Below are 23986 nucleotides of genomic sequence, written 5' to 3'. Positions count from 1 at the left end.
CTAATCAGCTCACACGCGCCTTCCTGCCGCGCTGGCACGCGTGTGCGAGAAAGTCGCTCAGCCCCTCAACTGGATCCGTTTCCGCTCGGTAGATCACGCTGCGACCGATCTTCTCGGAGCTGACGAGCCCCGCGCGCTCCAGGATCGCCAGGTGCGCGCTCATGGTGTTCGGGGTCGTCCCGATAGCGGCGGCGATGTCGCTCGACGCCATGCCCCCGGGCAGCGCCTCGACGAGGGCGACGAACGCCGAGAACCGGCTCGCCTGCGCCAGGGCGCTCATGATCGTCAGGGCGTGCATCTTTTCCACTCCTACTGTTCTATGCTGGCTCCGCCCCACTGCAAAGCGGGTAGTCCATCATCGTTGATGCGGCATCGACACTACAATAATTCGCGAAGTGTTGTATTATTACGGATACACTCCATGTTGGGGGTGTCGGCGGCCGTCGCCACCTCCGACAGGAACGTCATCGGCGACTATGGAGTGACCCATGGAAGCGATTACCGCCGAGCGCATCGACGCCGGCAGTGAAGCCGGTCTCGACCCGGACATTACCTACGCCGGCACGTCGGCACGCGTCGGCGCGATGTTCCCCGATCCGCTGAGCGAGGACGATGTCACCGACGAGATCGTCATCACGACCCGCCGGGCGATTGGCCGTGTGGCGCTGGTCGCGACGGAAACCGCCAGCCGTTTCCAGCGCGAGGCTGTCGAGCACGACCCGATGGCGTGGATGTTCGCGCCGCGTGCCATGTTCGACGGCGCGGCCGCGGTGGACGCGTGCCTCGATCGCGACGCCTGCATGCGCGGCGTCCTGCTGCACGGACTCGCGCTGGGCATGGATGCCGAGCGCGAGGCGATGGACGTGCTGCTGGCCAGCGACGAAGACGAGGAGTTCGAGCGGCACGAATTCCGCTACCTCCATGGCGAACGCCTTTTTGGAAGGGGCAAGCCGCTGCGCGGCCGGTCGACGCGCGCAACGAGGGTGCGCCTCTACACCGCGACCATCGTCGACACGCGGGACAACCTCATGCGGCAGGTGTTCCACGCGAGCCTGGCGCGTGACGCGACGGAGGTCCGCACGCGCCTCGCCGGCCGGTTCGGCCCGGACGTCGCGGACCTCGCCGACATTCGCCTCGGCATCCACATCGCATCGCCCCCGGTTGTGGCGCTGGTGCCGGAGCCGGTGCTCGAACTCATCAGGCGCATGGAGCGCGACTGCGCGAAGCCGCACGCGAGGTCCTTCGCCGTGGACATCGAGATGGGCATCCAGGCCTGACCGGACGGCGGTGACGGCGTGAGCTGATCGGCGGCACCACCTGCCGTCCAAGGCCTGATCGCACCGTCACCCCCTTCCGACCCGGTTCTGCTCGGAGAACACGAACATGAACATTCATGCCGAGGTCGGTCGCTCGTCCGCGACCGGCGCGGGGGACGTGCGCGTCCTCCATCCGCTCCGCCTGCACGAGGGCTCCACCGGCGATGGTGCCGGCCGCGGTCCGCACGTTGGTGTGGCTATCGACGTCGAGATCACGGGACTCGATGTGAACGCGGGCAAGGTGATCGAGCTCGCCGTCCGCCGGTTCCGCTACGACGCCGAAGGCTTCATCACCGATGTCGACGAGGCTTTCGAGTGGCGCGAGGACCCGGGCGAGCCGCTCCACCCGGACATCACCGCGCTGACGGGCCTGGCCGACGCGGATCTGGCCGGGCGCGAGATCGACGAGGACGACGCATCCCGGCTGCTGAGGTCGGCGAGTTTCGTCGTGGCGCACAACTCGTCCTTCGACCGGGCCTGGGTGGAGCGGCGCCTCCCGGATGCCGCGGGTCTGAACTGGTGCTGCTCGATGCGGCAGGTGGACTGGCGCGCGCGGGGGTTCGACGGACGCGTCCTGGGATACCTTCTGCTCCAGAACGGCTTCTACCATTGCGGTCATCGCGCATCCGCGGATGTCGACGCCCTGATCCAGATGCTCCGCCACAAGGACGCAGACGGCCGGACCGCGCTTTCCGAGATGATCGAGACCGGTGCGAAGCCGAGCTGGATCGTCCGCGCGCGGGGCGCGCACTTCGACCTGAAGGGCAGCTTGCGCGCCCGCGGCTATCGCTGGGACGCTGCGGAGGAGCGGAAGGTCTGGTGGCGCGAGGTCGCCGACGAGGACCTCGTCCAGGAGCAGTTCTGGCTCGCCGCCAACGTCTATGCCGTCGACGCACGTCCGCAGAAGATTTGCCCCGAGATCGTGCGCGTCACGCCGCGCACCCGCTTCCTCTGACCGGCGCGCCGATCGCCACCACGACATGAAGGAGAAGACATCATGCCCAGGAAGAAGGCGGCCGCACCGCGCGGCTCCACCTCGCTCGCCACGATCAAGCCGCAGGCGCTGACCGCGGACAGCGAGGTCGCGCTGGCGACCGCGGTCGGCTCGGATCGCGCCCTGGCGAAGATGCCGGGCGCGGGCGGCGAGGTCGCCCGGCAGGAAGGCGTCACCCGGGTGACCGGCCGCGACTACGCGACCAGCGGTGGCACTGTCCCGGCGTCCGAGATCTACTTCGTCCGTGGCGCGAAGCCAGACGGCGACGGAGTTTGGCTCGGCGAGGCGGACAAGGTCGCCTGGATCGACCCCGCGACCGGTTACGAGTGCATCATGATGCGCGACAATCCGGAGGGCTTCCTCAGCGGCTATGTCGGCGTGCCGGGATCCCACCCCTTGTTCGGCTGGGATCATGACGCGATCCCGCCCGATCTCGGCATCGAGGTCCACGGTGGCCTGACCTATTCTCGCGTCTGCCAGGAGGGGCCGAGTCCGCAGCGCACCATCCTCTACGAGGCGCGCCGGATCTGCCATGTGCTGCCGCTGAAGCATGCGACTGACCACCGCCCGCACCCCGATCAGTGGTGGTTCGGATTCAGCTGCGATCACGTCTACGATGTCGTGCCGGGCAGGCGCCGCGAGCGCCAGCGCTTCATGGGTGCGGAGACCAGCGCCGAGTACCGCGACGACGGCTATGTCGTGCGCGAGGTTCTGAACCTCGCGAGGCAGCTGAGAGCGATTGCCGACGGTCGCTCCGTTCCGGCGCGGGAGGGGCCACCGCTTCCCGCGGTCGGACTGGACCCGCAGAGGGGAGGCTGACGATGGCGCGAGACGGGCACAGGCCGGGGGAGCTGCCCTGGGGATGGTGGCTGCGCGCCCGCTTGGGCGTGCTGGAGGACGAGCACGGCCGAACCTGGCGATCGGTGCGGGACGCCTTCTGGCAGGGCGAGCTCGGCTTCGGGGACGTTCACTTCGCCCCGGAGCAGCACGAGCTGATGCTCCGCACGCTGTCATCCCTTGATCGCCATGGGTCCCATCCGCAGGAGAACCGGCATGACCTGTTCGCCGGGGACTGGTTCTTCTGGCGCTTTTACATGTGCTGGCTCGGATCGATCGGCATGATCGAGACGACGAGTTCCATTGGCTTCAAGGTCAGCCCATTGGAGGGCGGACTGAGCCCGGAGGGACGGTCCGTGCTGATGATGCTCCGTGCGACCCGCGAACCCGAGTGGGAGAGCATGCCGATGGCCGAGATCATGGACATCGTCGTGTCGTCGATGCACACCGCGGCGGACGACGCACGCGAGGAGGCGCTGCAGGCATTCGAGCGCGCCATCGGCCTGCGTCGGCACGTCTTCGCCCGCGAGCGGGTCGGTCGTTCGCACCTCGTGACGCTCACCGGGATGTCGGGTGGAGCCGGCGCGCGCATGCCCGTGAGGCGCGTGAATTGGTCGGCCTCGTTCGCTGACTCGGCTGCCCGCGACGACTTGTTCGCGTGGTTCGCCGCACGTGTCGATCGTTGGGATGATTGGGGTGAGATGGCCTACAGCAAGGGTGCCGATGCGTTCGGCCGGCACCTCCTCGAGCTTCTCGTGGTGTCGCGCACGACGGGTGCGCAGTCGTGACCGCCGCGGATGCAGCGCTGCAGGTCCGCGAGGCGGCCGGGCGGCGCGCGCGGGACGAGGCGCAGATGCTCGACCGGCTTGTCGAGAGCCTGCGGCTTGCGTCCTTTCGGACCTATCTCTCCGCCACCATCGTCTCGATGTCGTCGCTCGTCCCGGACGTTCTGGCGATGGGGGACACCGATGTGCCGTCAGCTCTCCAGCGATTACGTCCCGGCCACATCTGGCCATCGATCACGTCGCGCGAGCATGAGTATGGTCAGACCGGGCCAAAGTCCAATCGAATGGTCAGAGTTGGCCCGGGACGCGCTCGACGCCCGGCTATGTTGGTTGGAGACGCGATCATAGCGGAGGGGGTGCTCGGACCCTGGATCGAAGCGAGGGTCTGCGGCGGTTCGTTCGACGTCGTGCTCCGGGTCGACGGCTTCCAGCTGTCGACGCAGGACGGGTTCGGTTACGTCAGATGCCCTGCCGAACTGCCCAGCATCGTGATCGAGGCCTGCGCGGGTAGACCGCTCGCCGACGTTGTGGATCACCCACTGCTTCGTGCGCACGACTTCGTCATCAAAGACGCGGCCAACCTTGGCGGCGGGTCTTCTTTCTCCTTCGACGTCGGCCGACTGCCTGTGGAGCTGCCATGGCGCGAGTAGTTGAGCGCTCCCGGCGGGACGATACGGATTGAACCTTGGAAGCCGGCGGTCATTCCGCCGGCTCTTTTTTTCGTCCTTCTGATCGCCGCGTGCTGCGGCGCCATGCCACCGTGTGCCGAGTTGCCACGGAAGAGCGAACTTGATAAGTAGCAAGGGTCCGACATGGTCGGTTCGCCAAAGTAGCACAAAATCACGTAAGCGGTTGATTTTGTGCCTGCCACTTGCGAACTTCCTAAGTGACAGTGTCATTCTTTATGGCACTTCTGCGAACGCGCACGGCGACCGGGTGATTGAAGCATAAGTTGCTTTGGCGCCGTCGCCTAAAGCAGTCCTGGGCGCACAAGAGCTTCCTGCCGCTGGTCGCGCCTAGCCGCTATCAGGCCGCGTCCGCCTTCTCGGCAAGAGAACACCGCCACCACGCTGTAATGCAGGTGCTGCCATCATCGATGTCGCCGTCGCAGACCCAGTTTTATCGCCAGCATGATCCAAGTCAACCACCTGACGTCGTAACAAGCATAAGAAAAACCCGCCTTATTTTCACCAACAACGACCGCTCATCATGGCGCGCTTCCAAGACGGAACCGCATTAATGATGACGGGGGTCAGTGAAACAAGATCGTCCCAGCCGCAGGCTCTCCTCCACGGTTACGTGGCATCTTAGAACCGCTTTCCTCACCAATTGTCTGCTTGTTGCGAATGCCGCCCCCGCTCAGGAGGTGGAGATCGGGCACAGCGCCACGCCAGCGGACGCATCGGCGGAACAAGGCACAGAACCGGACCGCGACATCGTTATCCTTGGCCGACGCGTCGCCGGAACTGCGATCGCCGACGTTGCGCCGATTGCGGTACTTGACCAGGACGCCATCCGCTCGATCGGCGCGACCAGCCTGAAGGAACTGATCGAGCGGCTGAAGCCATTGACGTCGTCGGTGGATGGTAGCGAGCCGGTCTATTTGTTGAATGGCCGCCGCATCTCCGGCCTTGCCGAGCTGGACACGCTGCCGCCGGAGGCGATCGAGCGTACCGAGGTGCTTCCGGAAAGCGAGGCGGCAAGGTTCGGTTTCCCGCCGACCGTGCGCGTCTCCAACTTCATCACCAAGAAGCACTTCCGCGGACTGCTGATCCAGCAGCTTGCCGGCTCTACGACGGACGGTGGCGGGGAGACCAATTATGTCGAGGCGAACGCAACGCGGATCGACGGCCCGCGCAGGCTGTCGCTCAGCGCGGCGATGTTCCGTCACAATCCGGTGCTGCAATCGGAGCGGGACATCGTCCCCGATCCCGATGCGCCGTTCGCGATCGGCGGCATCGTCACCGGCCTGGACGGGGGAAGCATCGATCCCGCGCTCGACGCACTCGCGCGGACGCCGGTCATGCGGGCACCGGTCCCATTCGATGCCGACGCCCGACAGCGGTTGAGCGGCTACCTTCCGGGCGCACATACGTTGCCCGGCACCGATATCGGCACATTTCGAACGCTCGCGCAGCGTCAGGACATGGTCAACGCCAGCGCCACCCTCGCATCCCCCATCGGCAAGGCGATCGACGGGTCGCTTAACCTGTCGATGGAGGCGCAGATACATCGCGGGCTCAACGGCCTCGCGCCCGCAATCGTGCCGGTGCCGGGTGACAGCGGCTTCCTGCCCTTCACGCAGGATGTGTTGCTCTATCGCTACCTGCCCGGCATCCCGCTGCGACAGCGCAACAGGAACCTCAACCTGCATGCTGGCGGCACGGTGCAGGGCGGGATCAGCCGGTGGAGCTGGAACGTCACCGGCAGCTATGATCGCTTCCGCAGCAAGGCGCGCTCCGACCAGGGAATTGTCCTTGATCCATTCATTGCTGCCGTGGCCGCCGGCGCAGATCCGCTCGCTCCGATCCCCGTGGACGGCAGCAATCACGTGCTGGTCGATCGCCGCGACACCGTAACGGACACGTTGGTCACCAAGGCCGTCGCGAACGGCCCATTGCTGCGCCTGCCCGCCGGGGATGCTCAACTAACGGTGTCGGCGGACCTCGCCCGCTCCAGCAGCAGCGGCGACCGGTTCGTCACCCCGGGCCAACGCGTCGATTTCGCCAGAACCGTCAAGACCGGCAGCCTGAGCGCCGCCCTGCCGATCGCGTCGCCCGACCGTGACGTGCTGCCATTCCTCGGGCGGTTTGCGCTCAGCGGCATGATCGGCATCACGGACGTCTCGCAATTCGGACAGCTGGTAAATTACAGCTACGGCGCGACCTGGTCGCCGGAGCGGCGGGTCCAGCTTAGCGCGACGATCAGCGATGCGCTGACACCCCCGGCGATCGCGCTGTTGACCAACCCGCTGGTGACCAGCCCGAATACCCCCTTCTTCGATTTCACCAATGGCAGCAGCACGTTCGTGACCACGCTGACCGGTGGGCGCGCCGAGCTGTTGCCAGAACGGCGGCGCAGGTCACAGTTCGGCATCGCGCTGTCGCCGATCAGGAACAAGGAACTGCGGCTCAGCCTCGATTATATCGACACGAGCTTCTCCAACCAGACCGCCAGCCTCGGCAGTGCGACACCGGCGTTCCAGGCCGCCTTCCCGGACGCGTTCATCCGCGATCCCGCCGGCCGCCTGGTCAGCGTCGACCTGCGCCCGGTGAACCTCGCCAGTGAGCGGGACCGTCAGCTGCGGCTCGCGTTCAACCTGTCGACCCCGATCGGCAAGGCGCCGCCACCGCCGCCTGCGGCCAACGATGCTCCTGCCGGGTCGCCGCCACCGCCGCCCCCCAAGCCGCGGCCGACGATCAGCGCCTTCGTGACGACGACGCTGCGGCTGGAGAACCGGCTGGTCCTGCGGCCCGGCGCCACCCCGCTCGATCTGCTCGACGGCGCGACCCGGGACGGCACCGGTGGGCGCCCCAGATGGGAGACCGAGATCGACCTGCGGGGAACGGCCGGGCCGCTGAGCCTTGGCCTCTACGGCCGCCTCAGGGGCGCGACGCGCATCCGCAGCGACCTTGCCTCCGCGGACCTGCTCTTCTCGGGCCGGACGTGGCTTGTCGCCTATGGATCGCTCGACGCAAGCAAGGTCGTCAGCGAGCCCTGGGCCAGGAACGTGTCGCTGATGTTCACGATCGAGAACCTGCTCAACGACCGGATCAACGTCACCGACCGAACCGGCGCCACCCCCAACCGCTTCCAACCCGCCTATATCGATCCGCTCGGCCGCTCGACCCGGCTGGGTGTCAGGAAGAAATTCTAGGCGCCGACGGTCACGCCACCGGGTGTCTCGCGCGGGCCCGCGCCGGCGGGGACGCCGCGGCACATTGTGGGACAAACACGTAACGCTCGCTCCATGTCCTGCGGGTTACACTCGCCCGCAGCACCCTCTTGTTGCCGTCCACCTGGCCCGATCGGCGCCCCAGCGCCCAACATGAAGTCGCCCGTGATGACACGCATTCAACGGCTCCGACTGCGGATCCTGGAAGTCGATCCCTCGTTCCTTGCCCTGCGCATGTCGGGGTGCATCGTCGTGTCGATGATCGTCGTTGCCGGCGTCATGACGCTGATCGGCAAGGCCTATCCCCTGCCCCGCCCCGCCTGTGTGCTGGCGTTGATCGCGACCATGCAGGGGACGCTGCAGGTCAACGACCGGACCGAATCTGCGCGCGCGACGACCCGCATCTATGCCGTCATCGCCTCGTTCGTGGCCATCGCAGCGATCGCGGCGGCGCACGATTCGCTGCGGATCATCAACATCCTGCTGGTGATCATCGTCTTTGCCGCCAGCTATGCTGCACGCTTCGGCACGCGCTGGCGCGCGGTCGGCGTGTTCGCCTTCATGTGCGCGACGGTCGCGGCCTTCCTGCAAGAGGATGAGCGGGACCTGTGGTCGGCGGCAGCGGCCTTGGTGATCTCCGCCGCGGTGGTTCATCTCCTGCGCCATTTCATCATGCCGGATGATCCGGCGCGCGAGTTCAGGCACCTTGTCGCAGCGGTCCTGTCCGTATCGAAGCAGCTGCGCCGGGTCGCCGGCAGCGCCATGCCGCCCAAGGCGGCGAGCCCACGCGCCGGCAAGAGGCAGATGGCGGACCTTCACCTCGTCACGCGCACGCTCGGTGCGGACATCAGGGCGTGCCAGGCGTCGCTCCCGCTGGAGGTCCCCGACCAGCATTCCGCCGTGACCGCGATCACCCTGCGGCTGCTTGACCTGCATTTCGGGGCCGAAACGCTGGTCGAGCGGATCACCCGACAAGAACGACAGGCCGCGCACTACCACGAGGGCAGCATCGCAAAGGCGCTGCAGGACGTGCAGGATGCGGAGGACGAGCTGAACGCTGCCGTCACCACGCTGCCGCCTACATTTCCCGCCGCCAGTGGCGCCAAGGCGCCGCCCGCCCCCACCGGCATCCTGCCGCGACGCGGAGAATGGCTGCGCGACCAGACGCTGCGGCAATCGCTGCAAGTGACGCTCGCCTGCGCGCTCGCCGCGGTGGTTGGGGAGGCGGTTTCCAGCCAGCGCTGGTTCTGGGCCGTGATCGCCGCGTTCATGATCTTCAACAACACAAAATCGGGCACGGCGGTGGCGATCAAAGGGCTGGACCGCGCCTGGGGTACCGCGATCGGCATCGTCATCGGCATCGCGCTCGCGACACTGACCCACAATCACCTGTTCTGGCTCAGCGCCGCGCTGGCGATCTCGATCTTCGCCACCTTCTTCATCGCGCGCGTCTCCTATGTCGCGATGAGCCTGTTCCTCACCATCGCGCTGTCACTAATCTACGGCCTGATCGGCATCTTCACCCCGGAACTGCTGGTCCTGCGGCTGGAGGAAACCGCGGTCGGCGTTGCGTCGGGAATGCTCGCCGCGCTGCTGCTGCTGCCGATCAGCATCCAGCAGCAGGCAACCACGGCGATGAATGCGCTTCTCTCCGCGCTTGGCGACCTGCTGCTCTCCGCTGCCGAGACGCCGGAAGGGAGCGAGGGTCACCCGCTGGCGCTGAAGGCAACCGCGCTCGATCACGCACTGGAGGGCGTGCTGACCGCCTTCGCGCCGCTACGCACCGCATGGTCGTTCGGCACGATGCTCACTTCCGGCCGCGACGTGCTGAGGCAGGCGCAACTCATGACCTACACCGCGCGTCGGCTGGAACGCAGCATCCGCCATCATCCACCAACCCCGGACGAGATCCAGGCAATGCGCGCGCTGGGGGAGCGCCTGAAGGCGGCGGCCGGTGCCCCTGCGAGTGCCGAAGCGCGCGGGACGTCAGCACCCACCGGTGCGGCGGCCAACATGTCGGGACCGGATGACATGACCGCATCGTCGCTCGCCATCCTGACGCGAACCCTCGATAAGATCGAGACCGAGCGCCACGCCGCTCCCTGAGCGCCGCCCCCTTCTCGGTGCCCCCTGCACGGTGCCCCGCGCTCAGATCCACAGCCAGAGGCCGGCGATCACCATCGTCGCCAGCGTCACCAGGCCGCCCGCCTTGGAAAACTCGCCGCCCGATATCCGCACCCCGCGATCCTTCGCCTGCTCGACGATGATGATCCCCGCAAGGCTGCCGAACACGACCAGGTTGCTGGAGAAATGCGTCCCCAGCGACAGCGCCGCGCCCAGAGCATTGGGATCGGCATCGGCATGAAGATACGGCACCAGCATCATCACCGCGGGATTGTTGCCGACCAGGTCGCTGATGACGCTGCTGATCAGGAACAGGACCGGCGGGTCGGCAAGGTTGATGCCCTGCGACGCAAGGTCGGTCACCAGTTTCTGCGGCAGTCCGGTGGCGGAAAGCCCGGCGTTGACCACGAACAGTCCCATCACCAGCAGCAGGAGATCGCCGTCCACCTCATGCAGCAGCGACCGGGACGACACCTTGCGGCTGAGCAGCAGGAAGCCCGCCGCGGTCAGCGCGATGGTCTCGCGCGGCCAGTCACTGAAGATGAAGGCCAGAATAACCGCGACCGCCGTGACCGCCGCCTTCAGCGTCTCGCCAAGCGAGAAGGGCGGCGGCTCGGACGTCTCCACCGTCTTGGCCGACGCTGCTTCCGCCCCGGCGCCCCGACCTGCGCCCGCCTCCTGATTTGCCGCCGGCAGGGCCCAGCGATTGCGGTAGAGCATCGAAATGACGCCCCAGATCACCGGCAGCGACAGCAGGGCGGGCCCGACGGTGATCTCGGACAGGCCGGCGAAGGACAAATGCAGCTTCTGCGCGGCGATGATGTTCTGCGGGCTGCCGATGATCGTGCCCGCCGCGCCGGTGTTGACGGCAAAGCAGAAGCCGAGGAGGAACGGCACCGGGTTCAACCCGCGCGCCATGGTGATCGACAGCAGCAGCGGGCACATCGATACCGCGACGACATCGTTGGTCAGGAATGCCGCCATCACGCCGCCGACCACGATCAGCAGCGCGAGCAGGCCACGTTCCGACATCTTCGAGCCCGCGGCCTTGCGCGCGAGCCAACCGTAGAAACCCGACACGACAAAGGCCGAGGACACCACCATCAGCCCGAACAACATGCCCATCGTCGAATAATCGATCGCGCTCCACGCCTGCCGAGGCGTGATGCTGCCGACCGTCATCATCGCCATGCCGCCGATCAGCGCCGCGCCGGTGCGCCCCACCCGGAAGAACGGCAGCGCACCCAGCCCCATCACCAGATACACGAGGAAGAAGATGACGAGCGTCAGGTCCATGGCATCACCGATTGCACCTCAGGCGGCAGGCGGATCATGGGGCGGCGCGTGCAACCGGCGCCCGGCCGCCAGATGACGAACCGCGATCAGTCAGGCTTGCCGGATTTCATGCCCCACAAGGCGAAGGCGCTCTCCCCGTAGAATGGCTCGTCCAGCCCCTCGCGCTGCACCTCCACCGGCACGCGCAGCTTGCTCAGCTTGTCGAGCAGGAACAGGATGATGGTGGTGATGATGACGGCGTAGATGACGACGATCGCCACCGCGATCGCCTGGACCGACAACTGCCGGCCCCCTGCCGCCACGGCGTTGATCGTGGGGCTTGCCAAGACACCGATCAACAGCGAACCGGTGATTCCGCCGATGCCGTGGGCGCGGAACACCTCCAGCGTATCCTCCGCCTTCAGCCACGACTGGATGTACTTGGCGAAATAGCAGCAGGTCGCACCGATCGCGCCGATCAGCAGGGCCGCCATCGGTTCCACATATCCCGATGCGGGGGTGATCGTGGCCAGACCCGTCACTGATCCGACCAGCACACCCGAGAATGTCGGATGCCCCGCATCGCGCCATTCCCAGAACATCCACACCAGCATCGCCATCGATCCGGCGAGCATGGTGTTGGTGAAGGCATAAGCCGCAAGGCCATCGGCAGCATAAGCGCCGCCTGCGTTGAAGCCGAACCATCCGAACCATAACAGGCCGGCACCAAGAGCAACCAACGGCAGGCTCGCCGGAATCGGCCCGCTATCTCCCGTTGGCCGCCGCCCAAGATAGATGGCGGTCACCAGCGCCGATGCGCCGGCTGAGGCATGGATCACGATCCCACCAGCAAAATCGACGACGCCCAGCTGCGAGAGGAACCCGCCACCCCAGATCCAGTGGGCCACCGGCAGATAGACGAAGATCGTCCACAGCGCGACGAACCAGAGGAACGGGCCGAACCGCATGCGCCCGACGAAGGCGCCGGTCATCAGCGCCGGCGTGATGATCGCGAACATCATCTGATAACCGAACACCAGGATGAACGGCACGTTGGCGGCATAGGTGGGATCGGCCGCAACACCGATGCCATGCATCCCGAAATGAGTACGGACGTCACCGATAAAACCGCCGATCGATGGGCCAAACGCCAGGCTGAAGCCGCCGAACACCCAGATGATGCCGACCACGCCGATACAGACGAAGTTCTGGATCATCACCGACAGAACGTTCCGTTCCCGAACCAGCCCCCCGTAGAACAGCGCCAGCGCCGGCGTCATCATGAGGACGAGCGCCGTACAGGCGAGCAGAAAGGCGGTATCGCCCGGTTCAATTCCTCTCATCAGCGCTTCCTTTCAGGATTTGGCTCTCAGGATGGATTGGTTGCGGCAGTGGCTCTCGTCTCGGGAGTGGGATCGGCAGGCGCGTGAGCGGCCGGGTTCAGCGCATGATCGACGACCGGCTTGTGCGGATGCGGCGGTGCGAATTTGCGCGGCGCGATGAACAGGTACATCGTCAGCACATAGGCCGCGGTGAAGGATGGCAGCCCGATTGGCGCGAGGATCAGGTCGAACGCGGCCTGCAGGAACACCGTCACGATCACGCCCAGCGCGGCATAGCCGATCACGACCGGCGACGGCTGAACGAACACGACGCTCAGCGCCATCGCGGCCAGCACTGGGCTGAACCCGTACAGCCCCTGCGACACCAGGCTCGGATCGGCGCGCATTACGAACGCCGTCCCCATCGCCAGCAGCGATCCGCCCACCGCCGCCAACCCGGCCGCACGCGACGCGATGAAGATGCCAAGCAGGATGATCGCCCCGGAGATCCAGCTGCCCAGCAAATAGACCTGCCCGATGTTGCGGAAGAAAATCTCGACCGCCTCCACCAACCCCGGCAGCGACGCCGCACCCAGCTGGTAATCGGTTGCCAGCTTCTGCGTCTCGCTCAGCACGCGCAGCGATCCGAAGGAGTAAGCGCCCGCGAGCATCAACCAGGCGATCAGCACGAACGGGCCGGTTGATCCCGGCACGCCCCAGCTTTTGGTCAGCGTCGCGGCAAAGGCGGCGGTGACGATCGTGGTGAGCGCCGCACCGACGATGATGTATAGCCACAGCTCGGGCGATGGCGCGACGAAGGTCGGCAGCGCGACGCCGATCAGGATGCCGTTGAACCCGAACAGGCCCGATGCGCGCGAACTGGCAGCGAAATCGAGCATATAGGCAACCGCGGTGGCCACGATCACGCCGACGATCGCGCCGATCGACGTCGCCCACGACTGGCTGACGAACGAGGCATAGAAGATCGCGACCAGGAACAGCGCGCCCGTGATCACATTCTCCATGAAGAAGACCTGTGAGGCCCCCTTCAGGCAGACCGTGATGAAATTGCCGTTCTCGCCACGCATGATCATTCCCTCAGAATGTCATTGCCACAGGAAATCGTCGGGCAGCGTTCGCCCCCGCGCCTCTTCGCGCACCACGGTCCAGAAGCGCTTCACCTCCGCTCGCACGTCATAGCTTTCGACGCCGACCGCCCGGAACATCAGCCCTGCACCATTGGGCAGTCGCGACACGCCCGACATGGCGCGCGGATGGCCCGGCGCGGCGTTGATCGTCATCCGTTCGTCGATCCGCGCCGCCGTCTCGGGCGGCGTCAGGCACAGGACATTGGCAAAGGCGTCATAGCCCCGCGCCACCGCCGGCAGGTCGAGCGTGTCATTGCCCTGTTCGATCAGCAGCTTCTCGGCGAACAGCAATCGCCCATCGGGCCGCCGTGCGCGCACCCGCATCGACAGAAGGTCAAAGCCGAACCGCTCCAGCGCATGGTGATGCTTGCGCCCGGTCATCGCCATCTCGGCATAAAGCACGGTCGCGGTCTCATCGGCGGTGATCTCGGTCTCGCTGACGAAGCGCGAGGTACGATAGGGAATGGTGAAGTTGGGCAGAAACTCCAGATAGGATCCCGCCGCCGCGCGTATCTCCTGATGCTGCGAGGCGTAATTGGCATCCATCTGATGGATACGGTTCGCGCCCTGCGAGGTGACATGCGCTGATGCCCCCTCCGCCACGTCGATCGCGATATGGTAGCGGTCGCCCTGCAGGATGCCGCCGCCGACCGAGATTACCGAGACGATCGGCAACTCCGGCATCGCCTCGTCCCAATAGAGCGCCTGCTGCACGAGCAGCGGCGCCACCCGGTACAAGTCGTGCAGCACGGAACGGCCGTCGCGTAGCGAGAAGCCCAGCCGCAATTCGCCAATCTTTCCCGGCCCGGCCGCGCGCATCTGCGCCGGCTCGGTCTGGAACCCGGCGAGTTCCCGGTAGCGGTCGATCCGCGCCAGTTGCTCGTGGAGCGCCATCGCCTACCCTTGCGCCCCCGCCATCGCCAGCGCCATCATTGGGGTCGTCGCCGGCGGGCTCACGTCGAACAGCGCCATGTCCATGATCATGTCCATCAGCGTCTCGACGCCCTCACCGGTCTTGCAGTTGGTGAACACGAACGGCTTGGTGCCGCGCATCAGGCGTGAATCGCGGTCCATCACCTCAAGGCTGGCGTCGACGTAGGGCGCCAGGTCGATCTTGTTGATCACCAGGATGTCGGACTGGCAGACGCCGGCGCCGTTCTTGCGCGGGATCTTGTCGCCCGCCGCGACATCAATGACGTAGATGTAGAAATCGGCGAGCGCGGGGCTGAACGTCAGCGTCAGATTGTCGCCGCCGGATTCGATCAGCACGACGTCGCTGTCGGGATAGCGCCCTTCCAGTTCCTCGACCGCGGCGATGTTCATCGACGGATCCTCGCGCACTGCGGTGTGCGGGCAGGCGCCGGTTTCGACGCCGACGATCTTTTCCTCGACCAGGATGCCGTTCAGCGTGCGCCGGACCTGCTTGGCGTCCTCCGTGGTCACCACGTCATTGGTGATGATCAGCGGCCGGACACCGCGCGCGATGAGCCGCGGGGTGATCGTCTCGATCACCGCGGTCTTGCCGGAACCGACCGGTCCCCCGATGCCAATGCGCGTGATCTTCTTCATCGAATGCTCCTGATTGGACAGGTCAGTTCATGAACAGGCGCAGGTGCGTCCTGGTGTGATGGGCAACGACGACTTCGAACACGGGGGCGAAGCTCGCCATTTCCTCAAGCTCCAGCGCCCGCGCGCCGCGGTACTGGTCGTGGGTGGCGGCTTGCGCCTCGAACAACAGCCGCTGCGTCGCGACATGATCGATCCGCATCAGCCGAAGCGCGGCGTTCAGGATCATCGACGCCAGCCCATATTGGTGGACGGCGAACGCCTCCGCCTCATGCGCGCCAAGGCCCGTAAGCACGATCCCCTGCGCGACCGGCAGGCATCCGGGCGTCGCATTGCTGCGTATATCGTCCAGCCAGCGCGTCAGCAGCGGCGACGGCGCGATGGCGGACGCGAGCTCGGCGAACTTCTTGCCCATGCGCGCCAGCATCATCTGCTGCTCCTCGCCGACACGGCGGATCCACAGCGCGCTGTCGGCGGCCAGCAGCGCCGCGTAGTCGCCGCGCGCCGCCGCGCGGCAGGCATGGAGCAGCGCGACGCCATCCATATGGGCCGCCTGCCGGAGGATGAGCGTCAGGTAATCCCGCAGGCTGTCGGCGTCGGTGACGATGTGCAGCTGGACCGCGGATTCCAGCCCCTGGGAAAAGGAGAAGGCACCGACCGGCAGCGTGGAATCGGCAAATTGCAACAAGCGCGCGAGGCGACCCACATCGGGGCCGATCGCCTGCGCCGCGAGCTTCATAGGGCCCTGCCCTGCCCCTGCCCCTGCGCCTGCACCTGGCCGTTGCCATGATGATGGTGCGGGGTGGCGTCCGCGCCGCCGAACAGCAGCCGGATCTCGCTCGGCTCCAGGCGCTGCGCCACCGTCTCGCCCGGCTCGAAGCGGATCGACGCATGCTGGAACGCATGGGTCTTCATCACCGACAGCATGACCTTCCGGTCGACCGACAGCGGCACGTAGATCGTCTGCCCCTTGATGACGGCGGGCCAATGCTGGTTGCCGAGCGCGTGGCCCAGCTCGAACACCAGCCGCAGCATCTCCGCCTGCGGCATCAGCGCCGGCAGGTCGAGGTCGATGACCATCACTTCCTTCAGCGGGATGCGGGCAACCACGATCCGGCGATTGTCGGGATCATGGTAGAGGACGTCGCCGTCATGCAGATGCTCGGACCGCGGCAGCGAGATGGCGAGCTCGATCCCGCTCGGCGTATTCTTGCGCAGCCGGCTCTTCGGCGCTTCCCATTGTTCGAGAACGAGATCCTCGACACTCGCACCCTCCCACCCCTGATCCCTGACATTGCCGAGCGTCTTTTCCACCAGGATCATCATTCTCTCCGATTGGCGTCGATCTCTGTTCTCGCGGTCAGCTGAAGAAGTGCAGTTGCGTCAAAGGCAGCGATTGCGCCGGCTCGATCGTCGCGTGGGTGCCATCCACCGTCACGGCGAACGTCTCCGGGTTCACCTCGATCACGGGAAGCGCATTGTTGCGTACCATGCTCGACTTGCCGATCGTGCGGGTCGCGTACACCGGCATCACCTGTGACTGCAGGTCGTACCGGTCGACGATCCCGTCCTCGAACGCCGCGCGCGAGGTGAAGGTGACGCGCGTCTGCGCCAGCGCCGACCCCATCTGGCCGAACATTGGGCGATAGGTCACCGGCTGGGGCGTCGGCAGCGATGCGTTCGGATCGCCCATCAACGCCCAAGAAATGAACCCGCCCTTGATCACCATCTTGGGCTTGGCGCCGAAGAAGGCGGGCGACCACAGCACCAGATCCGCCATCTTGCCGACCTCGACCGATCCGATGACCTGGCTCACCCCCTGCGCGATCGCGGGGTTGATCGTCACCTTGGCAACGAAACGGAGCACGCGTTGATTGTCGTTGTTCGACGTGTCGCCCGCATAGGCCCCGCGCCGCGCTTTCATCAGATGCGCCATCTGGACGGCGCGCAGCCAGGATTCTCCGACCCGCCCCATCGCCTGGCTGTCGCTGGAGATGATCGAGATCGCGCCCAGATCATGCAGCACGTTCTCCGCCGCGATCGTCTCCGGCCGCACGCGGCTTTCGGCGAAGGACACGTCGGTCGGGATCTTGGGGCTCAGATTGTGGCAGATCATCGTCATGTCGAAGAGTTCGGCCTGCGAATTGACGCCATAAGGCAGCGTCGGGTTGGTCGAACTCGGCAGCACATTGGGCTGTCCCGCCACGCGGATGATGTCGGGCGCGTGCCCGCCGCCGGCACCCTCGGTGTGATAGGTGTGGATGGTGCGCCCTTCGAAAGCGGCGATCGTATTCTCGACGAAGCCCGCCTCGTTGAGCGTGTCGGTGTGGATGCAGACCTGCACGTCGAACCGGTCGGCAACCCCCAGTGCGGAGCGGATCGCCGCGGGGGTGGATCCCCAATCCTCGTGGATCTTCAGCCCCATCGCGCCCGCGATCAGTTGCTCCTCGATCGGTCCTGCGGTCGAACAATTGCCCTTGCCCAGCACGCCGGCATTGACCGGCCAGCCATCGAACGATCGCAGCATCGCCTCGATGTTCCAGGTGCCCGGCGTGATCGTCGTGCCGTTGGTACCATCGGTCGGGCCGATGCCGCCGCCGAACAACGTGGTAATGCCGTTGCTGAGCGCCGCCTGCGCCTGCTGCGGCGAGATGAAGTGGACGTGCGCGTCGATGCCGCCCGCGGTCAGGATCAGATGCTCGCCCGAGATCGCGTCCGTCCCCGGCCCCAGTGCCAGCGAGGGCGTCACATTCGGCATGATCGACGGATTGCCGGCCTTGCCGATGCCGCAGATCAGGCCGTTCTTGATCCCGACATCGGCCTTGATGATCCCCTGGATCGCATCGACGATGGTGACGTTCGTGATGACAAGGTCGGGCGCACCGCCGACGCTGGTCAGTTCATTGTCGAACCCCATGCCGTCGCGCAGCGTCTTGCCGCCGCCATAGATGACCTCTTCGCCATAAACCCGCAGGTCCTGCTCGATCTCGATATACAGGTTCGTATCGCCCAGCCGGATCTTGTCGCCGGTGGTGGGGCCATACAGGTCGGCATATTGCCGCCGGGAGATGTTCGCCATGGTTCAGCTGCCTGTTCTGGAGGGGGCGAAAGGATCGGCGATGCTCACGCCTTGTCCTTGAACCCATAGCGCGCGACCCGCTCCTTCGCGTCGGCAAGCCGCGGGCGGAAGGCATCGTAGCTCTCGTTCCCGACCCAGCCGTTGACGAGGCCGTTGAACCCCACCGCGCGCTGACGGCCCTGCAACGGGATCAGCACCACTTCCTTCTCGTCGCCCGGTTCGAACCGGACGGCGGTGGTCGCCGGGATGTTCATCCGCTGCCCGAACGCCTGCTCGCGCGGAAACTCCAGCGCCGCGTTCACCTCGAAGAAGTGGAAATGCGATCCCACCTGGATCGGCCGGTCACCGGTGTTGCGCACCTTGATCGTGGTGGTCGGGCAGCCGGCGTTGATCTCGATTTCGCCCGCGGCGAGGATAAGCCCGCCGACGGGCGCGGTCTGCGTCTTGGGGTCTGTCTTCGCCGCCATCGCGCATGTCCTTCGTGCTGGAGGGGGCCTATTGGATCGGATTGTGGACGGTCACGAGCCGGCTGCCATCGGTGAACACCGCCTCGACCTGGACATAGGGGATCATGTCGACGACCCCCTCCATCACGTCGCTGGTGGTGATGGTCTTGCGGGCAAGCTCCATCACCTCCTCCACCGTCTTGCCCGCGCGTGCATTGTCGAGCGCAGCTGCGGCGATCAGCGAGACCGCCTCGGGATGATTGAGCTTGAGCCCGGCGTCCTTGCGGCGCTGCGCTACCATCGACATCATGTAGATGAGCAGCTTGTCGTTTTCTCGTGGCGTCAGATGCATGTCCAACCTCAAGAGCCTGGGCGCGCCTCTTCGTCGCTTTGTTTGGCGACGAATGGAGCAACCTTCGGAACAGCTGATGTTCCCTGCTCCAATACTGTATGCCCCCGCCAACGCCGTCTGTGTTTACTACGTACCCCCTGTCACAAGTCCGTGAGCGGCGGCAGAAAACCGGCTGCGAGTCAGCGCTACGCCTTCCGCGCGCCAATCACGTCGCCCACCCTCAGGCCAGCGAGCACCAGCACGAATCCGACCACCAGATTGGCCCCGACATAGGCAAGGCCCACCCCTGCACTCAGCGCCGATCCGGCGAGCAGGACGTAGGTGGCATAGACCAGGCTGGAAAAGGTCGACATGCCGCCGCACAGCCCGGTGCCTAGCAGCAGGTTCGCCTTCGCGCCCAGCGCCTGGCGCGCGTGCAGGCCGGTTATCAGCCCGAGGATTAACGAGGCGACCACGTTGGCGACGAAGATCGACCAGACGAAGCCGTCCCGCGCCGTCGGCACGCCCAGCATCAGCAATTCGCGGATCACCGCCCCGGCCGCGCCGCCGACGAAGACCAATATGATCGCCTGCGCCATGTCAGCGTCCTCCCGTCCGGCGCGCGCCCGAGCGAGTCGCTCCCGCCTCAGCCCGCCGCATGTGCCAGCCCCGCGCCAAGCCCGGCGACCGCAATCCCCAGCACCGTCTGGCCCAGGATATAGCCGGTTGCCGTGCCGGCACCCGCACCAGCCCCGGTGGCCCCGGCCATCTTCGCGGTATCGAGCTCCATCGTGCTGAACGTCGTGAACCCACCCAGCACGCCGGTCAGGATCGCAGCCTTCAGGAAGCTGCCGTACCGGTCGTGCCATTCGATCGAGAACAGCACCGACAGATAGCCGATCACGAACGCTCCGATCAGGTTGACCGCTACGGTCGACCACGGAATGCCGCCCCTGGCCGGGCTCGTGAGCAATTTGCCGACCAGCCAGCGCAGCAACGAACCGGTGCCACCGCCCAGCGCGACCAGCGCGATATCGCTCAGCACCATAAGGCGTCTGCCGTGGAAACTGCGATGACCATCAGCGACGGCTCCCTGTCCCGTGTCGTTGACGCACTCCCCCGTCCACGACGGCGCGCCGCGCAGCGCGTCCGGCTACGCATCAGCGTGACGGCTGGCTGCGGCCCGGCGGCGTGCGGGGCAGATTAGCGGCGCGCGCGCTCCCCCACAGCATCGGTTTTCCCTGATCCCGTTCGCCGAGGCGGTGCGTCATATCTTTGCGCGGAATCTGCATATCGATGGAGCGATAGGATGACTCGTAATTCCTCCCGGGCGCTGAACAATGCGATCCGTCTTGTCGGCTCCGGCCTGCTCGTGCTGCCCGGCGCGGCTTTCGCCCATCCAGGGCATGAGGCGGCCGGCGGGGGCGGCGTCCAGGGCCTCATGCATCCGTTCACCGGGCTCGACCACGCGCTGGCAATGATCCTCGTGGGCCTGTTCGCCTATCGGCTCGGCGGCCGGGCGCTGTGGATGCTGCCGCTCGCCTTCCTGGCGGCGATGGCGGCGGGCGGCATCCTCGGTTTTGCCGCTCCGGCGACTACCCTGGTGGAGGTCGCGATCGCCCTGTCCGTCATCCTGCTCGGCATTGCCGTGGCGTTCAACATCAAGGCGCCGGTCGCGGTCGCCGCGGGGATCGTCGGGCTGTTCGCCATCTTCCACGGGTTCGCGCATGGCGCGGAGATGCCGGCCAGTGCCGGCGCGCTGCCCTATGCCGGCGGCTTCCTGCTCGGGACGGCGACGCTGCTTGCGATCGGCCTTGGTGCGGGCGCTGCGCTGACCAACACGGTCGTCGCGCGTGGCGGCCATGCGATGCGTTCTGCCGGAACGATCGCCGCCGTGGTGGGAGTCGGGCTGCTGAGCGGCATCAGCGGCTGATCAAGAAGACGTGCCGGGCGCCGCGCCGCCAGCGTTATGGCGTGGCGGCGTCCCCGGTAACGCCGTGGGTCAGCGCATGGACGCGCAGCCGCGGGAATACCTCTTCCAGCGGCTTGCTGTCGGGCAGCACATAGACATAGCCGCCACCCTTCTGGAACAACGGGCGCAGCTTGCTGCCGTAAAAGGCACGCGGCACGTTGATGCAGCCAAAGGTGATGCGGTTGTCATCCGGCGTCTCGGACAGCATGCGCTCGCGCCGCTTCTCCTTCTTCGCCGCGTCGGCCGGGATCGGGTGAATGGCGACGCTGTTGGTGTAATCCACCCACAACACCTGCTGCTTGCCAAAGGCATAGCCGAACTTGGCGAGAAAACGCCCTGCCGGCGTGGTCTTTTCCGCCGGGCCCAGATCGCCCAGCTTCTTGCTGCCGACGCCCGGGCTGGCCTCGTCACCGAGCGCGATACCGATCAGCGTCGGCTCCTGGGCAAGCGGCTTACCCTTGGCATCATACAGGATGAGCGATGCCGCCTTCTTGTCGAGGACGACATAGGGGAGCTTGCGATTGTCGCCGGAGGCGAGAACCCAGGACGCGACCAGCCGCGCCTCGGCGGACGGATTGATCTCGACCGGCGCGGCAGAGGCAGCCGCCGGCTTCGCCGCGGCGCGCGCCTTCTTGGCCTTGCCGGCGGACGCCTTCTTCGGTGCGGCGTGCGCCCCCGTCGTCGTCCCGATCATTGTGCCAGTAATCGTCAGCGCCGCAGCGGCACCCATCAAAAACGTCTTGATCATCCGTTCCCAGGTGAAGGGTGGCCGCCCGCCATCGGGCAGCCACCATGTCAGTCATTGCGCAAGATGCGGCGGCTGACGCCCACGGCCTCAGTGGCGCGGACGCTTGCCCCGACTTTCCTGCTGCATCATCCGCTGCTCGACACCGTCGACCCGGCCGTTCAGCTGGTCGAGCCGCTGCCCGTTCTGCTGCGCCATGCCCGATGCGGCCTGCGCTTCGGCCAGCGCCTGCTTGGCGGTGCTGTCGGTCGCCTGGAGCTGGGTCTCGATCGCGTCGACGCGCTGCGCCACTGGGGCCACCTGTTCGCGCACATAGGATTTGGTCGCACATCCGCCGAGCACGGTGGCTGCCGCCATAATCGCAATTGCGGGGGCTACTTTGGTCATCGCTGGGAGCATTGCTCTTCTTCCATCATTATTAGCCAAGTGACGGAGCCCAAGCTGACACATTCCTGCAATAGAGCAGGCGGCGAATTGGGGCGATCACACGATGAAATGATCTCTTCCCGATCCTACCACTCCTCGTTAACTTAGTCATCGTTAGTATTATTGCTTAGGTTAACTGCACGCCTGAACCAAGGCTGAACCATCTAGGGGCGCAATACTACCTTTTCGAATCGCGCCGCTGCTTCGCGGCAAACGGATCCAAGGGGATCCGCCCGTCGTCCTTGGCCGCCTTCGTCGCCTTGGCCGGCGTCGCGCGATACACGTCGACGCACTTGCGCAGTTCCGCGATCGCCGCACCGCTGCCGTCCAGCGTCAGCTCCTCCACCGGCACGTCGCCGCGCCGCACATGAAGAAAGGCGGAGGTGGCCAGCGTGCGTGGAAAGGCGTCGCCGAAACTGGTCACGAACCCCTTGCGGCCGCTGGCGGCAATCCCGATCGCCGCGCGGTTCGGAAAGGCGGCGCCCGAAAAGCGATAGGTCAGCCGCAGTTCCTCCTTCTCGCGGATCGACGACCAGTTCGGGTTCAGCAGCGTCAGCCGGTTGCTCCCGTCGGTGTCGAGCCCGAACAGCAAGGTCGTCTGCCGCGGTCCGCGATAGGTGCGCGTCAGGAAGCACCCGCTGCGGTCGCTGCTCGGTGCCACCGTCCAGTCGCCGACATCGCGCGTCGCATATTCCTGCGCCGATGCCGCGCTGCCGGCTGACAGGCCGATCGCCATCGCCGGCAGCAACAGCCACGCCCGCTGGCGCCGGCCGCCGGTCGCGGGGCGCCTTGATACGGGGGCCGGGCGGGCAACATCGCGGCGGGCGTGCGGGATGATCGGGACGGCAGGCAACGGGAACTCCTTCGGCTGCAGATGATGCACGGGCATGTTGATGCACACCAACGCACCGGCCGCCATATCATTCCCGTTGATGAACCGCGGCTGGGCGACGCCCCGTGCGCACGGCTCGACCGCCAGCCCCGGCGGGGACCAGCGGTCGTACATCCTTCCTCATCCGGTCAGCGGCAGATCACCTGGTCCTGGTCGATCGCCGTGCCCAGCGCCGCACCAGCCCCGGCGCCGATCAGCGCGCCGAGCGGGCTGGAATCGCCATTGCTGAGCAACCCGCCCAGGATCCCGCCGCTGATGCCGCCGATGATCAGCCCCGTCGTGCCGTCGCTGCGGCGGCAATAATAGCGGCCGTTGTATCCGCGATAGATGCGGTCATACGGCCCCAGCCGGCGGGGCCGGTAATAGCGGCCGTCGCGATAGAAATGGTCGGCATAATACCATGGCTGTCCGGGCGGCGGGCGATTGAAGTCATAGCGCCGCCACTGGTTCCGGTTGCGCCCCCAACCGGGCGGCAACGGCGCGGGCGGGCGCGGACGGGCACCGGGCGGCTGCATTCCTGGCGGACGGGCACCCGGCGGCTGCATTCCCGGCGGACGGGCGCCGGGCCCGCCATCTGGTCGCCACGGATTGCCCGGCGGCGGTCCTGGTGGCGGGCCGCCCTGCGGCGGACGGATGCCCGGTCCGCCCGGGCGTCCGGGCGGGGGTCCTGGGGGCCCCTGCGCCTGGGATGGCAGCGCAAGGACGGTGGTCGCGATCAGGGCTCCGGCGACGATCAGACGCATCTTACTCTCCCAGCGTAATGGCCGGGAGCATCGACCCGACGGGCCGGCTTGCCGATGCGATAATCTACGTACCGGCACACCGGGCAACCA

At 66.4% G+C, this 23986-nt stretch carries 25 protein-coding genes; 8 read left to right on the top strand and 17 right to left on the bottom strand.

All coding sequences use genetic code 11. The annotated features are described in order from the left end of the window. Positions 1 to 4 precede the first annotated feature (4 nt). A complete protein-coding gene (locus ACH0BU_RS11125; protein WP_206430624.1) occupies positions 5 to 298 on the bottom strand; it encodes an ArsR/SmtB family transcription factor in 294 nt (97 codons plus the stop codon). A 190-nt stretch (positions 299 to 488) separates the two neighbouring features. Here ACH0BU_RS11125 and ACH0BU_RS11120 point away from each other — a divergent pair, with 190 nt between their 5' ends. The 7 genes from ACH0BU_RS11120 to ACH0BU_RS11090 all read left to right on the top strand — a co-directional run bounded on the left by ACH0BU_RS11120 (position 489) and on the right by ACH0BU_RS11090 (position 9933). Further along, entirely contained in the window at positions 489 to 1277 is a 789-nt protein-coding gene (locus tag ACH0BU_RS11120; protein WP_125946673.1) for a hypothetical protein, read from the top strand. 106 nt (positions 1278 to 1383) lie between these two features. Further along, on the top strand, positions 1384 to 2271 hold the full coding sequence (locus ACH0BU_RS11115; protein ID WP_296219590.1) for a 3'-5' exonuclease: 888 nt from the start codon (positions 1384 to 1386) through the stop codon (positions 2269 to 2271). Between the two features lie 42 nt (positions 2272 to 2313). After that, positions 2314 to 3129 carry a hypothetical protein gene (locus ACH0BU_RS11110; RefSeq protein WP_241212747.1) on the top strand — a complete coding sequence of 272 codons (816 nt, stop codon included), beginning with the start codon at positions 2314 to 2316 and terminating at the stop codon, positions 3127 to 3129. A 2-nt stretch (positions 3130 to 3131) separates the two neighbouring features. Beyond that, positions 3132 to 3935, top strand: a complete 804-nt coding sequence (locus ACH0BU_RS11105; protein ID WP_241212748.1) for a hypothetical protein — start codon at positions 3132 to 3134, stop codon at positions 3933 to 3935. After that, entirely contained in the window at positions 3932 to 4582 is a 651-nt protein-coding gene (locus ACH0BU_RS11100) for a hypothetical protein (protein WP_125946675.1), read from the top strand. The genes ACH0BU_RS11105 and ACH0BU_RS11100 overlap by 4 nt, the downstream gene beginning before the upstream one ends. Positions 4583 to 5298: 716 nt before the next feature. Continuing rightward, positions 5299 to 7809 carry a TonB-dependent receptor gene (locus ACH0BU_RS11095; RefSeq protein WP_314471170.1) on the top strand — a complete coding sequence of 837 codons (2511 nt, stop codon included), beginning with the start codon at positions 5299 to 5301 and terminating at the stop codon, positions 7807 to 7809. 186 nt (positions 7810 to 7995) lie between these two features. Next, positions 7996 to 9933, top strand: a complete 1938-nt coding sequence (locus ACH0BU_RS11090) for an FUSC family protein (RefSeq protein ID WP_500264028.1) — start codon at positions 7996 to 7998, stop codon at positions 9931 to 9933. 42 nt (positions 9934 to 9975) lie between these two features. On the opposite strand, the gene ACH0BU_RS11085 is transcribed toward ACH0BU_RS11090, so the two are convergent. From ACH0BU_RS11085 to ACH0BU_RS11030, 12 genes are all read right to left on the bottom strand, one after another. Beyond that, positions 9976 to 11247 carry an ArsB/NhaD family transporter gene (locus tag ACH0BU_RS11085; protein WP_296219580.1) on the bottom strand — a complete coding sequence of 424 codons (1272 nt, stop codon included), beginning with the start codon at positions 11245 to 11247 and terminating at the stop codon, positions 9976 to 9978. Positions 11248 to 11333: 86 nt separating this feature from the next. Further along, a complete protein-coding gene (locus ACH0BU_RS11080; RefSeq protein ID WP_296219578.1) occupies positions 11334 to 12569 on the bottom strand; it encodes an ammonium transporter in 1236 nt (411 codons plus the stop codon). A gap of 26 nt (positions 12570 to 12595) precedes the next feature. Next, entirely contained in the window at positions 12596 to 13636 is a 1041-nt protein-coding gene (yut, locus tag ACH0BU_RS11075; RefSeq protein ID WP_296219576.1) for an urea transporter, read from the bottom strand. 18 nt (positions 13637 to 13654) lie between these two features. Further along, positions 13655 to 14590 carry an urease accessory protein UreD gene (locus ACH0BU_RS11070; RefSeq protein ID WP_046409885.1) on the bottom strand — a complete coding sequence of 312 codons (936 nt, stop codon included), beginning with the start codon at positions 14588 to 14590 and terminating at the stop codon, positions 13655 to 13657. 3 nt (positions 14591 to 14593) lie between these two features. After that, complete coding sequence (gene ureG / locus ACH0BU_RS11065; RefSeq protein WP_296219573.1) at positions 14594 to 15265, bottom strand: urease accessory protein UreG; 672 nt, start codon at positions 15263 to 15265, stop codon at positions 14594 to 14596. Between the two features lie 22 nt (positions 15266 to 15287). Then, positions 15288 to 16001 carry an urease accessory protein UreF gene (locus tag ACH0BU_RS11060; RefSeq protein ID WP_296219571.1) on the bottom strand — a complete coding sequence of 238 codons (714 nt, stop codon included), beginning with the start codon at positions 15999 to 16001 and terminating at the stop codon, positions 15288 to 15290. Beyond that, positions 15998 to 16585 carry an urease accessory protein UreE gene (locus tag ACH0BU_RS11055; protein WP_500264027.1) on the bottom strand — a complete coding sequence of 196 codons (588 nt, stop codon included), beginning with the start codon at positions 16583 to 16585 and terminating at the stop codon, positions 15998 to 16000. Before ACH0BU_RS11055 ends, ACH0BU_RS11060 begins: the two co-directional genes overlap by 4 nt. 37 nt (positions 16586 to 16622) lie before the next feature. Next, a complete protein-coding gene (locus ACH0BU_RS11050) occupies positions 16623 to 18341 on the bottom strand; it encodes an urease subunit alpha (RefSeq protein ID WP_314471175.1) in 1719 nt (572 codons plus the stop codon). A 44-nt stretch (positions 18342 to 18385) separates the two neighbouring features. Further along, entirely contained in the window at positions 18386 to 18808 is a 423-nt protein-coding gene (locus ACH0BU_RS11045) for an urease subunit beta (RefSeq protein WP_136450815.1), read from the bottom strand. A gap of 28 nt (positions 18809 to 18836) precedes the next feature. Beyond that, positions 18837 to 19139 carry an urease subunit gamma gene (locus ACH0BU_RS11040; protein ID WP_046409877.1) on the bottom strand — a complete coding sequence of 101 codons (303 nt, stop codon included), beginning with the start codon at positions 19137 to 19139 and terminating at the stop codon, positions 18837 to 18839. Positions 19140 to 19324: 185 nt separating this feature from the next. Then, the gene (locus ACH0BU_RS11035) at positions 19325 to 19717 is read right to left on the bottom strand and encodes a CrcB family protein (protein ID WP_136450816.1); all 393 of its coding nucleotides are present in this window, start codon (positions 19715 to 19717) and stop codon (positions 19325 to 19327) included. 47 nt (positions 19718 to 19764) lie between these two features. After that, positions 19765 to 20166, bottom strand: coding sequence for a fluoride efflux transporter FluC (locus ACH0BU_RS11030; RefSeq protein ID WP_046409875.1), 402 nt, complete (start codon positions 20164 to 20166; stop codon positions 19765 to 19767). Positions 20167 to 20427: 261 nt separating this feature from the next. Here ACH0BU_RS11030 and ACH0BU_RS11025 point away from each other — a divergent pair, with 261 nt between their 5' ends. Beyond that, complete coding sequence (locus ACH0BU_RS11025; RefSeq protein WP_296220633.1) at positions 20428 to 21051, top strand: HupE/UreJ family protein; 624 nt, start codon at positions 20428 to 20430, stop codon at positions 21049 to 21051. A 34-nt stretch (positions 21052 to 21085) separates the two neighbouring features. Here the strand turns inward: ACH0BU_RS11025 and ACH0BU_RS11020 are convergent, their stop codons facing one another. From ACH0BU_RS11020 to ACH0BU_RS11005, 4 genes are all read right to left on the bottom strand, one after another. Continuing rightward, entirely contained in the window at positions 21086 to 21784 is a 699-nt protein-coding gene (locus ACH0BU_RS11020; protein ID WP_443024664.1) for a hypothetical protein, read from the bottom strand. Between the two features lie 141 nt (positions 21785 to 21925). Then, the gene (locus ACH0BU_RS11015; RefSeq protein WP_164518990.1) at positions 21926 to 22222 is read right to left on the bottom strand and encodes a hypothetical protein; all 297 of its coding nucleotides are present in this window, start codon (positions 22220 to 22222) and stop codon (positions 21926 to 21928) included. A 217-nt stretch (positions 22223 to 22439) separates the two neighbouring features. Next, positions 22440 to 23267: a hypothetical protein gene (locus ACH0BU_RS11010; RefSeq protein ID WP_241212742.1), complete on the bottom strand. Its 828-nt coding sequence runs from the start codon at positions 23265 to 23267 to the stop codon at positions 22440 to 22442. Between the two features lie 14 nt (positions 23268 to 23281). Then, on the bottom strand, positions 23282 to 23668 hold the full coding sequence (locus ACH0BU_RS11005; protein ID WP_367269728.1) for a glycine zipper 2TM domain-containing protein: 387 nt from the start codon (positions 23666 to 23668) through the stop codon (positions 23282 to 23284). Positions 23669 to 23986 lie beyond the last annotated feature (318 nt).

Origin of the sequence: Sphingomonas olei, from assembly GCF_045369765.1 — a bacterium.
Lineage (GTDB): Bacteria > Pseudomonadota > Alphaproteobacteria > Sphingomonadales > Sphingomonadaceae > Sphingomonas > Sphingomonas panaciterrae.
This window is presented reverse-complemented; position numbering and strand designations above follow the sequence as displayed.

Excerpts from the sequence above, each read along its gene's own strand:
- ACH0BU_RS11125 (WP_206430624.1), bottom strand. The coding sequence starts at position 298 with ATGCACGCCCTGACGATCATGAGCGCCCTGGCGCAGGCGAGCCGGTTC.
- ACH0BU_RS11120 (WP_125946673.1), top strand. The coding sequence starts at position 489 with ATGGAAGCGATTACCGCCGAGCGCATCGACGCCGGCAGTGAAGCCGGT.
- ACH0BU_RS11115 (WP_296219590.1), top strand. The coding sequence starts at position 1,384 with ATGAACATTCATGCCGAGGTCGGTCGCTCGTCCGCGACCGGCGCGGGG.
- ACH0BU_RS11110 (WP_241212747.1), top strand. The coding sequence starts at position 2,314 with ATGCCCAGGAAGAAGGCGGCCGCACCGCGCGGCTCCACCTCGCTCGCC.
- ACH0BU_RS11105 (WP_241212748.1), top strand. The coding sequence starts at position 3,132 with ATGGCGCGAGACGGGCACAGGCCGGGGGAGCTGCCCTGGGGATGGTGG.
- ACH0BU_RS11090 (WP_500264028.1), top strand. The coding sequence starts at position 7,996 with ATGACACGCATTCAACGGCTCCGACTGCGGATCCTGGAAGTCGATCCC.
- ACH0BU_RS11085 (WP_296219580.1), bottom strand. The coding sequence starts at position 11,247 with ATGGACCTGACGCTCGTCATCTTCTTCCTCGTGTATCTGGTGATGGGG.
- ACH0BU_RS11080 (WP_296219578.1), bottom strand. The coding sequence starts at position 12,569 with ATGAGAGGAATTGAACCGGGCGATACCGCCTTTCTGCTCGCCTGTACG.
- yut (WP_296219576.1), bottom strand. The coding sequence starts at position 13,636 with ATGCGTGGCGAGAACGGCAATTTCATCACGGTCTGCCTGAAGGGGGCC.
- ACH0BU_RS11070 (WP_046409885.1), bottom strand. The coding sequence starts at position 14,590 with ATGGCGCTCCACGAGCAACTGGCGCGGATCGACCGCTACCGGGAACTC.
- ureG (WP_296219573.1), bottom strand. The coding sequence starts at position 15,265 with ATGAAGAAGATCACGCGCATTGGCATCGGGGGACCGGTCGGTTCCGGC.
- ACH0BU_RS11060 (WP_296219571.1), bottom strand. The coding sequence starts at position 16,001 with ATGAAGCTCGCGGCGCAGGCGATCGGCCCCGATGTGGGTCGCCTCGCG.
- ACH0BU_RS11055 (WP_500264027.1), bottom strand. The coding sequence starts at position 16,585 with ATGATCCTGGTGGAAAAGACGCTCGGCAATGTCAGGGATCAGGGGTGG.
- ACH0BU_RS11050 (WP_314471175.1), bottom strand. The coding sequence starts at position 18,341 with ATGGCGAACATCTCCCGGCGGCAATATGCCGACCTGTATGGCCCCACC.
- ACH0BU_RS11045 (WP_136450815.1), bottom strand. The coding sequence starts at position 18,808 with ATGGCGGCGAAGACAGACCCCAAGACGCAGACCGCGCCCGTCGGCGGG.
- ACH0BU_RS11040 (WP_046409877.1), bottom strand. The coding sequence starts at position 19,139 with ATGCATCTGACGCCACGAGAAAACGACAAGCTGCTCATCTACATGATG.
- ACH0BU_RS11035 (WP_136450816.1), bottom strand. The coding sequence starts at position 19,717 with ATGGCGCAGGCGATCATATTGGTCTTCGTCGGCGGCGCGGCCGGGGCG.
- ACH0BU_RS11030 (WP_046409875.1), bottom strand. The coding sequence starts at position 20,166 with ATGGTGCTGAGCGATATCGCGCTGGTCGCGCTGGGCGGTGGCACCGGT.
- ACH0BU_RS11025 (WP_296220633.1), top strand. The coding sequence starts at position 20,428 with ATGACTCGTAATTCCTCCCGGGCGCTGAACAATGCGATCCGTCTTGTC.
- ACH0BU_RS11020 (WP_443024664.1), bottom strand. The coding sequence starts at position 21,784 with ATGATCGGGACGACGACGGGGGCGCACGCCGCACCGAAGAAGGCGTCC.
- ACH0BU_RS11015 (WP_164518990.1), bottom strand. The coding sequence starts at position 22,222 with ATGACCAAAGTAGCCCCCGCAATTGCGATTATGGCGGCAGCCACCGTG.
- ACH0BU_RS11010 (WP_241212742.1), bottom strand. The coding sequence starts at position 23,267 with ATGTACGACCGCTGGTCCCCGCCGGGGCTGGCGGTCGAGCCGTGCGCA.
- ACH0BU_RS11005 (WP_367269728.1), bottom strand. The coding sequence starts at position 23,668 with ATGCAGCCGCCCGGTGCCCGTCCGCGCCCGCCCGCGCCGTTGCCGCCC.